This is a genomic window from Paenibacillus sacheonensis (assembly GCF_009909195.1).
GTDB lineage: Bacteria > Bacillota > Bacilli > Paenibacillales > Paenibacillaceae > Paenibacillus_Z > Paenibacillus_Z sacheonensis.
Genome location: NZ_JAAAMU010000018.1, coordinates 98,363 through 112,900, shown reverse-complemented (window position 1 = coordinate 112,900; position 14,538 = coordinate 98,363). Strand labels below are relative to the sequence as shown.

General features: G+C 59.0%; 11 protein-coding genes. 5 read left to right on the top strand and 6 right to left on the bottom strand.

Annotated elements, in window-relative coordinates; genetic code table 11:
- Positions 1–60 precede the first annotated feature (60 nt).
- On the bottom strand, positions 61–1,791 hold the full coding sequence (locus GT003_RS25625; protein WP_161703336.1) for an ABC transporter ATP-binding protein: 1,731 nt from the start codon (positions 1,789–1,791) through the stop codon (positions 61–63).
- A 203-nt stretch (positions 1,792–1,994) separates the two neighbouring features.
- Here GT003_RS25625 and pepT point away from each other — a divergent pair, with 203 nt between their 5' ends.
- Positions 1,995–3,236 carry a peptidase T gene (gene pepT / locus GT003_RS25620; protein WP_161703382.1) on the top strand — a complete coding sequence of 414 codons (1,242 nt, stop codon included), beginning with the start codon at positions 1,995–1,997 and terminating at the stop codon, positions 3,234–3,236.
- Between the two features lie 514 nt (positions 3,237–3,750).
- Positions 3,751–4,371: a pentapeptide repeat-containing protein gene (locus tag GT003_RS33180; protein WP_420831481.1), complete on the top strand. Its 621-nt coding sequence runs from the start codon at positions 3,751–3,753 to the stop codon at positions 4,369–4,371.
- Positions 4,372–4,646: 275 nt separating this feature from the next.
- On the opposite strand, the gene GT003_RS32920 is transcribed toward GT003_RS33180, so the two are convergent.
- The 3 genes from GT003_RS32920 to GT003_RS25600 all read right to left on the bottom strand — a co-directional run bounded on the left by GT003_RS32920 (position 4,647) and on the right by GT003_RS25600 (position 8,371).
- On the bottom strand, positions 4,647–6,725 hold the full coding sequence (locus GT003_RS32920) for a carbohydrate-binding domain-containing protein (RefSeq protein WP_161703380.1): 2,079 nt from the start codon (positions 6,723–6,725) through the stop codon (positions 4,647–4,649).
- A 198-nt stretch (positions 6,726–6,923) separates the two neighbouring features.
- A complete protein-coding gene (locus GT003_RS25605; protein ID WP_161703332.1) occupies positions 6,924–7,604 on the bottom strand; it encodes a DUF4956 domain-containing protein in 681 nt (226 codons plus the stop codon).
- Positions 7,601–8,371, bottom strand: a complete 771-nt coding sequence (locus tag GT003_RS25600) for a polyphosphate polymerase domain-containing protein (RefSeq protein ID WP_161703330.1) — start codon at positions 8,369–8,371, stop codon at positions 7,601–7,603. The genes GT003_RS25605 and GT003_RS25600 overlap by 4 nt, the downstream gene beginning before the upstream one ends.
- Before the next feature lie 224 nt (positions 8,372–8,595).
- On the opposite strand from GT003_RS25600, the gene GT003_RS25595 reads away from it, so the two are divergent.
- On the top strand, positions 8,596–9,273 hold the full coding sequence (locus GT003_RS25595) for a response regulator transcription factor (RefSeq protein ID WP_161703328.1): 678 nt from the start codon (positions 8,596–8,598) through the stop codon (positions 9,271–9,273).
- Positions 9,273–10,595 carry a sensor histidine kinase gene (locus GT003_RS25590; RefSeq protein ID WP_161703326.1) on the top strand — a complete coding sequence of 441 codons (1,323 nt, stop codon included), beginning with the start codon at positions 9,273–9,275 and terminating at the stop codon, positions 10,593–10,595. Before GT003_RS25595 ends, GT003_RS25590 begins: the two co-directional genes overlap by 1 nt.
- Positions 10,596–11,733: 1,138 nt before the next feature.
- On the opposite strand, the gene GT003_RS25585 is transcribed toward GT003_RS25590, so the two are convergent.
- On the bottom strand, positions 11,734–12,384 hold the full coding sequence (locus tag GT003_RS25585) for an NAD(P)-dependent oxidoreductase (protein WP_161703324.1): 651 nt from the start codon (positions 12,382–12,384) through the stop codon (positions 11,734–11,736).
- Between the two features lie 137 nt (positions 12,385–12,521).
- Positions 12,522–12,965, bottom strand: coding sequence for an Rrf2 family transcriptional regulator (locus GT003_RS25580; protein ID WP_161703322.1), 444 nt, complete (start codon positions 12,963–12,965; stop codon positions 12,522–12,524).
- A 238-nt stretch (positions 12,966–13,203) separates the two neighbouring features.
- On the opposite strand from GT003_RS25580, the gene GT003_RS25575 reads away from it, so the two are divergent.
- Positions 13,204–14,409 carry an MFS transporter gene (locus GT003_RS25575; RefSeq protein WP_161703320.1) on the top strand — a complete coding sequence of 402 codons (1,206 nt, stop codon included), beginning with the start codon at positions 13,204–13,206 and terminating at the stop codon, positions 14,407–14,409.
- Positions 14,410–14,538 lie beyond the last annotated feature (129 nt).

The following is a 14,538-nucleotide window of genomic DNA, read 5'->3' as shown; positions in this document are numbered from 1 at the left end:
GGCGCATCCGCCGCTCCGGCGGATGAACGCCCTGCCTTATTCGCTGCATTCGCGTCGCGCTCAGACATTGGCCTTCGCCTCCTTGCCGGTCTGCGACCGGTAGATTTCCTGATACGCGCGGCAGTCCCGCAGCAGCTCGTCATGGGTCCCCGACCCGACGATCTCGCCGTTATCGAGCACGACGATCCGCTCGGCGTCCATCACGGACGTGATGCGCTGGGCGATCAGCAGGCAGGTCAGCCCTTCGGCATACTCGCGCAGCGCCGCCTTGATGCGCGACTCCGTCGCGGCATCGACCGCGCTCGTGCAGTCGTCCAGGATCAAGATCGATGGCTGCCGCACGAGTGCCCGCGCGATCGAGAGCCGCTGCTTCTGGCCGCCCGACAGATTCACGCCGCCCTGCCCGAGCTTCGTCTCGTAGCCTTCCGGACAGGCTTCGATGAAATCCTCGGCCTGCGCCATCTTGGCCGCATGCCGCATCTCTTCCTCGGTGGCGTCTTCCTTGCCCCAGAGGAGATTGTCCCGAATCGTTCCGGTGAACAGCACCGTTTGCTGCGGCACGATCGCAATCCGCTCCCGCAGCCGCTTCGGATCGACTTCCCGGACATCCGTGCCGTCTACGGTCACGCTGCCCGAGTCCGAGTCGTAGAACCGCGGGATCAGGCTGACGAGCGTGCTTTTGCCCGAGCCCGTGGATCCGATGATGCCGATCGTCTCGCCAGGCCGGCATTCGAGCGTGATGCCGCGCAGCACGGATTCCGTCCCGTTGTAGGCGAACGATACGTTGTTGAACGCAATGCTCCCCGGCACCTCCGGCACCTCCGGCTCCCTCTCGCTCCATGTCATGGCATCGTGCTCGGCGAACACTTCGCCGATGCGATCCGAAGAAGCCTTGGCCCGAACGAACATGGTGAAGACGTTGGAAATCATGAGCAGCGAGAACAGAATCTGCGTCATATAATTGATGAATGCGATAATATGCCCGACCTGCATATGGCCGCTATCGACCCGCTGCCCGCCGATCCAAATGACGGCCGCGATGCCGAAGTTGACCGTCAGCATGATGCCGGGGCCGAAGATCGACATCATCCGCATGGCGCGCGACGATATCTCTTGGTAGGAATCGTTCACGCCGGCGAATTTGCCGGACTCGTACGGGAAACGATTGAAGGCCTTGACGACGCGAACCCCCGAGAGGTATTCCCGCGATACGCCGTTCAAGCGGTCGAGCGCCTTCTGCACCCTGCCGAAGAGCGGGAAGCCGACGCGCATGTTGACGACGATCAGCACGGCTACCATCGGCACGACGACGGCCAGCACCAGGGACAGCGGCGGATTGAGCCGAACGGCCATGATCAGGCTGCCGATGCAGACGAGCGGCGATTTGACGAAAATACGCATGAGTCCGTTCGTGAAGTTCTGCATCTGCGTCACGTCGTTCGTGAGACGGGTAACGAGCGAAGCACGGTCGAACTTGTCGATGCTGCTGGCGCCCAGCGTCTGGATCTGGCGAAACAAATCCGAGCGCAGCCTCGTGCCGAAGTTAAGCGACACATGGCTCGAGATGATATTGCGCGCGGTTGCCGCGGCGGCGCCGAATGCCGTAACGAGCAGCATGTACCCGCCGAAGCGGACGACGTAGTCCAAGTCCTTGTTCTGGACCCCCACGTCGATGATGCGCGACATCAGCGTCGGCTGGAGAAGATCGCACATCGCTTCAAGCGTCAGGAACAGGATCGCCGCCAAGAAGGGTTTGCCGAAGCGGCGAAAATAAGGCCTCAAGTAATTCAATTACAGGACTCCCTTGCCAGATAGAATAGTCGGTACGATGGCGCGTCACGAGCGGCCGCTGTAGGGTGTCATGCCATATTCTCCAGGCCCCCTCCTGGAAAAACGCCCCTGCGCCGCTCTTATACATCCCATTATAACTTGTGGTACGATAGGAATGAATAGTTGGAAATTATAGCGCGAAGGAGCGTGCCCCGATGGACCCGATGAAAGAAGAATTGCTGAAGCGATTTACCTCCTACATAGAGATCAACACGCAATCGGACGACGAAAGCGATACCTGCCCTTCCACGGAAGGACAATGGACCTTGGCCCGCCTGCTGGAGCGCGAGCTGCGCGAGATCGGCCTGACGGAGGTCACCTTGGACGAGAACGGTTACGTCATGGCGACGCTGCCCGCCAACACGGAGCGTGATCGCGTGCCGACGATCGGCTTCATCTCGCATATGGATACCGCGACGGATTTCACCGGGGACGGCGTCAAGCGCCAGGTCGTCGAGAACTACGACGGCGGAGATATCGAGCTGAACCGCGAGCTCGGCATCGTGCTCTCGCCCCGCAAGTTTCCGGAGCTGTCCGGCTACAAGGGACATACGCTCGTTACGACGGACGGCACGACGCTGCTCGGCGCCGACGACAAAGCGGGCATCACGGAGATCGTGACCGCCATGGCCTATCTCGTGAAACATCCCGAGATCAAGCACGGGCGCATCCGCGTCGCATTCACGCCGGACGAGGAAATCGGCCGCGGCGCGCATAAGTTCGACGTCCCGGCCTTCGGCGCGGACTACGCCTACACGATGGACGGCGGACCGCTCGGCGAGCTGCAGTACGAGAGCTTCAACGCCGCCCAGGCGGTCGTGACGGTGAAGGGCGTGAACGTTCATCCCGGCACCGCCAAGAACAAAATGATCCATTCCTCCAAAATCGCCATGGCGCTGCATCACCGCCTGCCCGCAGGCGAAGCGCCGGAGTTTACCGAGGAATACGAGGGATTCTATCATCTGATCTCCATCCAGGGGAACACGGAGCAGACGAAGCTCGTCTACATCATCCGCGACCATGACCGGGAGATCTTCGCGCACCGCAAGGCGACCATCACGGCAATCGTGGAAGAGTTCCGCCAAACGTATGGGGAAGATCGCATCGTGCTCGAGCTGAAGGACCAGTATTACAACATGGGCGAGAAGATCGAGCCGGTCAAATACATCGTCGATATCGCGCACGAAGCGATGACGAATCTCGGCATCGCGCCGATCGTAGCGCCCATCCGCGGCGGCACGGACGGTTCCCAGCTGTCTTACATGGGTTTGCCGACGCCGAACATCTTCGCCGGCGGCGAGAATTTCCACGGCAAATTCGAGTACGTCTCCCTCGATACGATGCGGAAAGCGACAGAGGTCATCATCGAGATCGCGCGGTTGTTCGAGCAGCGGGAGTTGTCCTAGCCGCAGTTAGCACCACTTCCGCTACCTGGAGGCCGGGTCAACTGAAAGCTGCTCGGAAGGCATACTTGCGGCGCTCTAGACTAGAGGTCAGATGGACTAGAAAAGTTGCTTTCGAGATGCATAAATTCCCCATGAAAGGTCGAAGCCATATGGATATGGCTTCGACCTTTGGACTTTTCGGGCTGCAGCGAAACAGCTGCATGTTACGAGAGTTCAGCTTGCGGCGGAAGTTTCCGAACGTTTATTGGCCTGCTGATTTCCAGTGCCGCCCATTTTCGTCATGCTTGCGAAAATCAACCGAGTGACATTTTTCCTAACGATTATACGGAGCGCTATTCCGTTCAAAATGGCCATTTTAAATCGCTAACGGTTGTCAGGAGGCTTACGGAGAGACTTCTCCGTGTTAAGCGGCCTCTATGCGCCAAATAACGCTACCCATAACCGTTAGCGGTTATGCAGCTGTATTTTTCGAGGAATAACGACGCTGACGACCGTTAGGCGTGAGCCAGAATTTTTGGATAAGCCGGAAGGTCCGCCATATGCATATGGCGGACCTTTTGTTGTCGATATTCACTCGCTGCATACGCTCAGCCTGCTGCTTCTTGGGAGGCTCTTCCGGGGAGAAAGCTACCTGGGAAACCTCCTCCGGGGAAGCCTCCTCCGGGGAAGCCTCCTCCTGGAAAGCCGCCTCCGGGGAAGCCTCCTCCAGGAAAGCCGCTTCCAGGAAAGCCGCCTCCGGGGAAGCCACCACCAGGGAAGCCACCTCCGGGGAAGCCTCCTCCCGGGAAGCCCCCTCCTGGGAAGCCTCCTCCCGGGAAGCCTCCTCCCGGGAAACCTCCTCCGGGAAAGCCCCCTCCGGGGAAGCCTCCTCCAGGAAAACCTCCACCCGGAAATCCTCCTCCAGGAAAGCCGCCTCCGGGGAAGCCCCCTCCTGGGAAACCGCCTCCCGAAAAGCCGCCTCCGTGGAAACCTCCACCTGGGAAGCCTCCTCCGGGGAATTTTTTACCGGAGAAGCCTCCTCCCGGAAAGCCGCCTTTTAACATACTGCCTATTAATCCGCCCTTCGCGTCCCCGCCGCCGAGCATGGTGCCGAGCAAGCCTCCTTTGGATCCGCCACCCAGCATGCTGCCCATGAGACCGCCTTTGGGGTAGCCGCCGCCTCCCATCAAGCTGCCCAGAGCGGTTCCCCCGAGCATGCCGCCCAAGGCGCCGGCGCCCGGAAAGCCGCGCTGCTGCCCATATGTTACGGGCACTTGCCTAGCATCGTTCATAAGCTGTTCCTCCGTTACCAAGATGTCACCTGTGATATCCTATTCCCGCCTCGCGGACCGTGACACCCGCCTATTAAATAAAGAAACCGGCAGCAGGTGCTTGACGCCCTGCTGCCGGTTTCTTAGTTGAATCCTTCTCTTACGACGTTCCCCCGTCGGTCGGGGTCGTTGTCCCGCTACCGCCTTGCCGTTGACCTCTTACACCGCCTCCGCCGCCTCCGCCACGTCCGCCGAATCCGCCGCCTCCGCCTGGACCGCCCGTGCCGCTCCGCGCTTCGGTAACGCCCGATTCGTTCACCCACGTGACGAGCGCGGCTGCTTTGAACGCCACGACCTTCGTCCCGCCTTCGTAGACCCCGCCCTCATAGAGGCCGTTCGCCGCGGTACCGCTCGACTTGCCTCCCGAATAGAGGAGATACGAGGCGTTGGTCTTCAGCTTCGGCGAGCTGACGAATACAGCCTGGTAATCCTTGAGCGGCGCGAAGGTAAGCATGTCGCTGCCCGCGCTGTCCTGCAAATGAACGAGCTTACCTGCTTGCTGCGCCTTCGAGTACGTCATCAGAATGCCCGATTGGGTCGATTGATCGGACGTGGCCTGCACCATGCCGGAGCTTCCGGCGGCGACGAGGATGCCGCCCGTCATCACGAAGCTGCCGTCGTAATCCAACGCGCCGTTGCCGTTCATCGTCGGCCCATTAACGATGACGGTACCGCCGGACATCGAGATCGAACCGTTCGCGTCAAGCCCGTCGCCTTGCGCATTGACGGTCAACGTTCCGCCGGCGATCGTCAGCATGCTGCTGCCGCCGCTGCCCGGCATGCCGCCCGGGGCCCCGCCTTCCGGAGGCGCGCCCGGCGGTTCGCCGTCAGGAGGCGTGCCGCCTTCGAAACCGCCGGGCGGGATTCCGGCGTCAGTCCCGTCTGGCGCAGCTCCGTTGTCCGCTCCGTCGGCAGCTCCGCTCCCGGATGCATCATTCAGCGCGCTCCCGGTCGATTTACCGCCGAACGCCGAGCCTTTCGAGGCGTCCGCCGTGTCGCCGTCTTGCGCCATGCCATCCGGCAGATTGCCGTCGAATCCTCCGCTTCCGAATCCGCCTCCGCCGCCTCCGCCAGGACCGTCCTCGCCTGCCGTCTCGCTGCTGCCCGAGGCGGCATTCACGCCGTCGTCGCTGCCAACGACGCTGATCGTGCCGTCCGCGATGAGGATGGAAGGGGCTTCGAGTCCCTCATTGCTCTCCGCGACATTGACCGTGCCGCCCGTTATCGCAAGCCCGATCTCCGCATGTACGCCGTCATCCCCAGCGTTGATCTGGACATTCCCGCCGCTGATGAGAAGACCGCCGCTGCTATGCAGGGCGTCTTCACCCGACGTGATGTTGAAGTCTCCGCCTCCGATGGCGATCACGCCTTCTTCTCCCTCGGCGTCGTTCGTCGATTTGATGCCGTGTCCGCCGGCTTCGATCTTGAATTCGCCTGCTTGCACGGCAACCAGATCGCGTCCCATGACGGCATCGTCCACGGCATGAACCTCCAGCTGGCCGCCCGTGATTTTCAGCTTATCCTTGCTCGCGATGCCGTTATTGTAATTGCCTTGAACGACCAGCTTCCCGCTGCCGTTGACCGTCAGATCGTCCTTGCTGAAGATCGCCGCATTCGGCTCGTCCGTAGACGTATCCGGATAGACGTATTCGGTGCCGTCCGACACCGCGTTCTCGGTTCCCTCCTGCAGGGAGAGGACCAACTTGCCCGCTTCGGCAACGTATATCGCGGATGTCGTGCTGCTATGAATCTCCGCCCCGTTCAGCACGAGGCGCACCGTGCCTTTGTCCTTCACGTCGACGGCAATCTGGCCGTTATCCAGCGTTCCGCTCACCACGTAGGTACCGGCCGCCGTTATCGCGATCGTGCCGTCCTTCGCAGCCGCCCCGGAACCGCCGATAACCGCCCCGGAGCCGTTCAACTGAATTTTCGTCGATTCTCCCGTCGTCCAGTCCGCATACGCGTCGTTATCTTTATACTCGACTACCTCCGCTAGATTGAGGCTCGCCAGCGTCACGGGCGTCGATGCAGCCGTGCCGGACTGCGCGGTCTCGGCGGCCGCATTGGCCGTCCCCGAATTGGCATCGGTCGTCGGAGTGCCGTTATCGCTGCATGCGGATAATAGAACGGCGCATAATAGAAGAGCGCTTAATTTCTTCGCCGTATGCGAATGGTTCATCATTCATCATTCCTCTCGGATTGTTAAATAAGCTCCCCGCTTCGTACCGCCTATCTCGGCGATCGTTCCCGCGGTGCTTTGCGCCAAAGTCACTCTCGCCTGCAATTGCCGGTGCTGCGCTGGGCCGTCTTTGCTTAACCATATAAAAAACTCAAACGATTAAATACATACCACCCTAAACACGCACAAGTATGTCAGTTAATACTCAGCCGTCGCGGGACTCATCGTTAAAGTAATATCCAAATTGCCGTTCCTGCAGCGGATGGCGTCGAGAAAATCCTTCTGGTTCGTGCGTTCGTCGATCGTTACCGCATAGACCACTTCGTACAGGCTGCCTAGCTCCGTCGTTCTCACCTTGCGAAGCTCGTAGGCGATGCCGAATTGGTTGAACACCTCGTCAAACGCTTCTTCATAGCCCAGATTCTCCGGGATCGTCACCTTGAGCAGCTTCTGCGCTGCCCGCTTACCCCCGAAATTCATGGCGCGCAGCACGAACATCAGCCCGCAGAGCACGATCGTGAACAAAATGCCGTAGTCGAGCGAGCCGACGCCGCAGGCCAGACCGGCCGCCATCGTGAACAGGACGAACGCGATATCCTTCGGGTCGCCCGGCGCGCTGCGGAACCGGATGATGGAGAAGGCCCCTGCCAAGCTGAACGCTCTCGCGATGTTGCTGCCGATCAGCAGAATGATGATGGCGACGATCGCGGGCAGCACGATCATCGTGAGCGCGAAATTTTGCGTATAGGTCGCCTGCGTCCGCATGTACGTCCAGCTGATCAGCGCTCCCAGCGCAATGGATACGACAATGGTCAATAAAGCATCGGTGAACGTGAGCGCCTGGCCCTCCGCCGCCGTCGTCAGGATAGAATCGATCATATAAGTACGCTCTCCCTTTCGCTGTTTTCAGTCCCGGCAGCGAGGATGCCGTTCCTTTCGTTCCGCTTCAATCGTTTGTATTCGTTGCCGTACTTGGAGAAGCTCGTCCGAAACATGCCGAGCTCCGACAGCAGCCGGGACAGCCAGACCGGGACGGTTTTCTCGGCCTTTACTTCCATCAGCCATTGCCCCGGCTCCATCAGCTGCTCCCCGTAATCGCCGTTCTCGAGCTTGACCTCGTACCGCCTCGACCGGATATTCGTATCGAACGTGATGCGCAGATCCCGGTTCTCCTTACTGAAGAGCGCGATTCGGTCATATGCCAGATAGAGCTTCGGCTTCAGCTCGTAACGCGATAGGAAATAGCCGAGTTCTTGGATGACCTGCTTGTTCATGCCCGTTCTGAATTCCGGCGCGATGCCCGACCCGACAAAATCATACGCTTCGTGCAGCTTGAGCGCCGTTCTTCGCTTGTTCACCAGGCCGAATACCTTCTTCTTCAGCTCCAGGTACACTTTCGCGTCATGCTCCGGGATACCGTACGCCCGAATGCGCAGCTTCTCCCGATACTTCGGCTTGGCCAGGCTGGCGCGGATCAAGGAATCATGCTCCGTATCATAATAGAGATTGCTAATGGCATAAAATTCGTCGTCCCTGTTGTACTCGTCAGGCACCATGCTGGCCAGCAGCCGGTTATAAATATGATGAAAGGCGTTCGTGTCCATCAGGTATTTATTCTCGTAACGATTGAATACTTCGATCGCCATGCAGGCTTTCGCTCCTTTCGTGCCGGCGCCGCCCGCCGTTCCATGACTGTATCTTAGAACCCGAACCTTTAACGAATCTTAAATGTTTGTAAAGGCGTCCGAATTATTATTTGCGCCCCGGCCCGGCAGCGATTAAATTGAATTAAAGGTTCGTTAAAGGTTCGGTGCCTATAATGAAGCGTGTAATCCGCTACACGATATAGGACGCAAAGGGGAACAGGCGCATGAGACTGTTAATCGTAGAGGACGAGGTGCATTTGGCGGAAGCGCTGACCCAAATCCTAAAGAAACATCATTACTCGGTCGACGTCGCGCATGACGGCCAATCCGGTCTCGATTACGCACTAAGCGGCATCTATGATTTGCTGCTGCTCGACATCATGCTGCCCGAGCTGGACGGAATCTCCGTCTTGAAGGCGCTGCGGGCGCAAGGCGTCGCGACGCCGGTGATTCTGCTGACCGCCAAAGGAGAAACCGACGACAAAATCACGGGGCTCGACCATGGCGCGGACGACTATGTCGCCAAGCCGTTCTCGACGGGCGAGCTGCTCGCGAGAATTCGGGCGGCCCTGAGACGCAAAGGGGAAGTGATGCCTGACGACACGCTGAAGTTCGGGGATATCGAACTGAATACGTCGACGCTGAAGCTGGCCTGCGGCGGCAAGGAGCTCAAGCTGATCCTCAAAGAAAGCGAGCTGCTGGAGCTGATGATGACCCGTAAAAGCGCGGTGACGTCGAAGGAACAAATCATCGAGAAGCTGTGGGGATTCGATACGGAAGTGGAGCATAATAACGTGGAAGTGTATATTTCGTTCTTGCGGAAAAAGCTGACGTTCCTGCACGCCTCCGTCCGTATCAATACGATTCGCGGCGTCGGCTATGTATTGGAGGCGACCGACTGATGTTCAGCAGGCTTCGGAACCGCTTCATGATCTTGAACATGGTCATCATCTCCTGCATGATGCTCGTGGCGTTCGCGGCCATCTACACGATCACCTATCAGAACGTGCGCAGCGATACCGACATGGAGCTGCACGGCGTCGCGGAGTTCTACCACAAACAGGGCGGCGGCGGTCCCGGCGACAACCACAAGGGCGGCGGGGGTGGCGGCCGGGGCGGCATGCCGAGTCCCGGCGGCGACGGGAGTCCCCCTCCCATGAACGGATCCGGCAGCGGCAGCCCGCTGCCGGATCGATCCGTATCGTTCTTGCTGCAGACGGACGGCGATTGGACGATCAAGGCAACGATCTCGCGGTTCGACATGGACGCGGACTTCTATGCGCTGGCCGCGAAGAAAGCCGCCGCCGGCAGGTCGGACATCGGACGCTTCACCCTCGAAGGCAATCGCTGGGCGTACTTGGTGCTGAACAACGGATCCGGCCACGACATCGTCTATCTGGACGTGACGGCACAGCAGACGATTTTGCGAAATCTCGTCTATACGTTCCTGGCCGTGGGGCTGGCGATGCTCATCGTTATTTTCTTCACGAGCCGGTACTTCGCGAATCGGTCGATCGCGCCCGTCAAGGATGCCTTCGACAAGCAGAAACGGTTCATCGCCGACGCTTCGCATGAATTGAAGACGCCGCTGGCCGTCATCAATACCCATGCGGACGTGCTGCTCGCCAACAGCGACGATCCGATCCGCGAGCAGGCCAAATGGCTGCATCATATCAAGTCCGAGACGGAGCGCATGAAGACGCTGACCGGCGACCTGTTGTACTTGACCGAGATGGACGACTCGCGGGAGCGCATGATCTACGCCCCGTTCGATGCCAGCGAAGCGGTCGAAAGCGTCATTCTGACGATGGAAGCCGTCATCTTCGAGAAGCAGATCTCGCTCAGCTACGAGATCGAACCGGGCCTTACCGTCCGCGGCAGCAGCGAGCAAATCAAGCAGGTCGTCATGATTCTCTTGGACAATGCCGTCAAATACGCTAATGCGGAGGGCTCCATCGCGCTCAAGATGAGCAGGCGCCATCACGACGTTCAACTCGCCGTCACCAACACCGGCGAAGGCATCGCGGCGGAGCATCTGGAGCGGATCTTCGACCGCTTCTACCGCATCGATGCGTCCCGCTCCCGCAAGAAAGGCGGCTACGGCCTCGGACTCGCGATCGCCAAGTCGATCGTGGAGCAGCATAAAGGGCGGATCAGCGCGAGAAGCGTGCCGCGGGAGTCGACGACGTTCCTCGTGCAGCTGCCATTGAGCGCGGGGAAATAGGGACGCCTAATTGGCCGACGGGCTGGCCGGCAGGCTTGATATCGTGTACGGGTTGCCAATTGAACCTTCTTTCGAAGAGGGTTCTATCGGCAAGACCGATGTAGTGCACCTGGTGCACCTCTTCGCAATGATTTCCTGCCGGCGAGACTCTTGTGGTAGACGTGGTGTACCTCAGAATGTCGAGAAAATCAAAAATCCCGGAACTTATAGGATTGCAGATCGCAGATGCAAGCCATTGTAGCCCTGCTTGCGAAAATCAACCTAGAGCTAAAGCACCTTGCAGCTAACGCTTGTATAGATGCTTATTTGGCTTAAAATGTCTACTTTATATCGCTAACGCGTGTCAGGAGGCTTATTCCAAGACTTTCTGTGCAAATCAGCTTCAATGCGCCCGATAACGTCTGTCACAACCGTTAGGGTTTATTTAGCCGTGTTTTTGGGGGAATAGCACCGCTGGCAATCGTTAGAAGTTGGGAATCAGCACAAGCTTACGTACGTTACACGATCGGCAACTTCCCCCGCTTGCTGATGTATCCGCCACCGTCGTATACGTAGCCCTAATTTGGAACCTTGAAAACAAAAGAGAAAAACCTCCGTTTAAAAAACGCCGGTTTCTTTCAATTTATAGTGCACCTGATGCACCTCTTCGCCGGATTTCCAGCCGGCGAGACCGATGAATTGCACTCCGTACAGCTCTTCACCAGACTTCCAGCCGTCGGGTCCATCCTGCATACAAAACAAAAAACAGTGCCCCAAAGCCATTGGCTTTGGAACACTGCTTTGGGGCACTGCTTGGAGCGCCGCTTTGGGGCACCGCTTTAGAGTATTGCTTGGGGCACCACTTTGGGGCACCGCTTTAGAGTATTGCTTGGGGCACCACTTTGGGGCACTGCTTTAAATACCGGCTGTGGGGCACCGCACGGGGTCCTGTTTGACGCACGGCTATTGCACACTATGTTGGCGCACGGCTATTGCGCACAATTTCGGCGCGCTGCTTTGGTACGCACCGCATGGGCATACTGTTTTGGTGCACCGCACTGGCTTACCGCGCTTACACGCACCGCACTAGCTTACCGCGCCTTACACGCACTGCCATGCACACCCGCCTCGCGACCGATACTCACATCGCCGCAGTCCGTTAATCGGCTTCCGATACGACCGTAAAGCGCGCGTTCTCGTGCTGCGGCCGCTCGATCTCGTCGACGAGCGCGAGCGCGCCGTCTTCATAGCTGAGGTAGCTGTCGCCCTTCGCGTTGACCAGCAGCCAGTCGGTACCGGCGCGGTACGTACCCGTGCGTTTGCCTGCCGCGTCGAAGAATGCGGCAGGGCTCATGAACGTCCAGCGGATACCGGAAGCTGCCCGCAGATCCTCCAAGTGGTCCGCCGCAGCCAGCGCCGTCGCTTTGTACATCTCCGGAAACTCCGGCGTGTCGACGAGACGAACCGTCTTCGCTTCGTCCACGTAGAGGCTGCCCGCTCCGCCGATGACGATCATGCGCGTTCCGGGCGCGCCTTGCAGCGCGCCGATCAGCGAGCGGCCCGCGTCCACGTGCTGGCGTTCCTGCCCCGGAGAGGCGCCGAACGCGTTCACGACGACGTCGAAGGCGCCGAGATCCTGCGCGTTCAGGTCGAAGATATCCTTTTCCAGCACGGCGAAGCCGTTCAATCCCGCTGCTGCCGCTTTGGCCGCGCTGCGGACGATGGCCGTTACCTCATGTCCTCTTGCCGCCGCTTCCTTCGCGACGAGGCTCCCTGCCTTGCCGCTTGCACCGATAATTGCGATCTTCATAATCGATAACCTCCTGTGAATTTGGTTTATAATGACGTCTGCCTTCGAAAGGGGCGGTATGCGGCAGCTGTTCTGCTTGTCTCTCGCTCACCGTTGTAACCATAACAGTTACAACGCTTCCAAAAAGAAAAGCGCCCTCACTTCACCGCGCTTCTCTTGATCTCGACGGCCAGCACGTCGACGAGCTCCCGCATCGTCACCGCTCCAAGCACGCCTTCCATCGCGTCCTGCGCCTTCAGCATCAGCAGTCGCAGCACATGCTCGATATTGGCGCCGACCTCGCAGTTCGGATTCGGCTGCTCGTGCATATGGAACAGCTTGCCTTCTTCCACGGCGTCGACGGCACGGTACACGTCCAGCAAGGTGATCGATTCCAATCCCCGCGCCAGCGTGGCTCCGCCGCTGCCTGCACGCACCTCTACAAGCCCGGCCTTCTTCAGCTGTCCCGTCACGCGGCGAATGACGACCGGATTCGTTCCGACGCTGCCGGCGATCCATTCCGATGTGAGATGCGCGCCCGAGTTCACGGCCAGCAAGGACAAGATGTGTACGCCGATGGAAAACCTGCTGCTGATTTGCATGCCCAACACCCTTTCGTTGTAACCATTATAGTTACAACATGATTTGAAAGTCAACCTCGGCTGCCCGCCATTTTTTCTGGCCATCCAACTTAATTCGCATAAAATATTGTCATTTCATTGAAAGGTATTGCTTCCCCGCCCGGGACCCCACACAATAGGAAGAAAGCTCCCCGCAAAAGGTTATGCAACAACCCCGCATAGGCTTCATGACACAAAGCGAAAGGTGATTTTTAACATCATGGAATTATCGCATGTCGCCCCTGGCAAGGCAACCGTCAAGAAACAATCCTCCTCCCTGCCGCTGCTCTCCCTGACCCTCGGCGCTTTCGCGATCGGCATGACGGAATTCGTCATCATGGGCATTCTTCCGAACGTTGCCGATGACTTGCACGTCAGTATCTCCGCTGCCGGACAACTCATTACGATGTATGCGCTGGGCGTTGCGGTCGGTGCGCCGATCCTGACGGTGCTGACGCACAAAATCCCCCAGAAGCAGCTGTTATGCTTCCTCATGGGGCTCTTCATCCTGGGCAACGCCATCTCCGTGTTCGCGCCGAGCTATGCCGTTCTTATGGGCGCCCGGCTGCTGACCGCGCTCACGCACGGCACGTTCTTCGGCGTCGGGGCCGTCATTGCGTCCAGCCTTGTCGCGCCCGACAAGCGGGCCGGGGCCGTGTCCATGATGATGGCCGGCGTCACGATCTCCAACATTATCGGCGTGCCTCTCGGAACCTTCATCGGCCAGCACATGGGTTGGCGCGCCTCGTTCGCGGCGATCGCGCTCATGGGCGTCATTACGCTTATCGCCATCGTCCTCTTGATTCCGAAACTGAAGAAGGAAACGCCGGTCAGCATCTCGAAGCAGGTAACCGCCCTGGCGAATCCCCGGCTGCTATTGTTCCTGCTCATTGCCGTACTCGGCAACGCCGGCCTGTTCACGATTTTCACCTACATTACTCCGCTCATGGTGGAGATCTCCGGGTTTGCCGAACATAGCGTAACTTGGATTCTCGTGCTCTTCGGCTTCGGCGTCACGATCGGCAACATCTTCGGCGGCAAGCTCGCGGATTGGAAACTGATGCCTACGGTTCTCGGATTATACGCCGCGATCTGCATCATCCTGGCCGTGTTCACCTTCACCGTTCACAACCAGATCGCCGCCGTTGCAACGGTCTTCCTGTGGGGCACCGCTACCTTCGCCGTCTTCCCGGGCATGCAGGTGCGCATCATGAGCCTGGCCAAGTCTGCGCCCGCGCTCGCCTCCACGACGAGCCATTCCGCCGGCAACCTTGGCAATGCGGTAGGCGCGTTCATCGGCGGGACCGTCATTACGCATCTGTCCTTGAAAGACCTCCCTCCGGTCGGCGCCGCGCTCGTCGGAGGAGCGCTCCTGCTCACTATGATTTGCGTCCTGCTGGACCGGAAATACGCTGCCAAGTCGTAGCGGGTTGCTCTTCATGCACGGATCGTCTTAAAAGCTTACCACTTCGCTGCTACGGCGGTCTAATTAAACCGCACAGCCCCGGCTTCGCACTGAAGCCGGGGCTGTTTATGCATGCGGGAGGCAATTGCA

Excerpts from the sequence above, each read along its gene's own strand:
- GT003_RS25580 (WP_161703322.1), bottom strand. The coding sequence starts at position 12,965 with ATGCAAATCAGCAGCAGGTTTTCCATCGGCGTACACATCTTGTCCTTG.
- GT003_RS25575 (WP_161703320.1), top strand. The coding sequence starts at position 13,204 with ATGGAATTATCGCATGTCGCCCCTGGCAAGGCAACCGTCAAGAAACAA.
- GT003_RS25585 (WP_161703324.1), bottom strand. The coding sequence starts at position 12,384 with ATGAAGATCGCAATTATCGGTGCAAGCGGCAAGGCAGGGAGCCTCGTC.
- GT003_RS32920 (WP_161703380.1), bottom strand. The coding sequence starts at position 6,725 with ATGAACCATTCGCATACGGCGAAGAAATTAAGCGCTCTTCTATTATGC.
- GT003_RS25590 (WP_161703326.1), top strand. The coding sequence starts at position 9,273 with ATGTTCAGCAGGCTTCGGAACCGCTTCATGATCTTGAACATGGTCATC.
- GT003_RS25600 (WP_161703330.1), bottom strand. The coding sequence starts at position 8,371 with ATGGCGATCGAAGTATTCAATCGTTACGAGAATAAATACCTGATGGAC.
- GT003_RS25595 (WP_161703328.1), top strand. The coding sequence starts at position 8,596 with ATGAGACTGTTAATCGTAGAGGACGAGGTGCATTTGGCGGAAGCGCTG.
- GT003_RS25605 (WP_161703332.1), bottom strand. The coding sequence starts at position 7,604 with ATGATCGATTCTATCCTGACGACGGCGGCGGAGGGCCAGGCGCTCACG.
- pepT (WP_161703382.1), top strand. The coding sequence starts at position 1,995 with ATGAAAGAAGAATTGCTGAAGCGATTTACCTCCTACATAGAGATCAAC.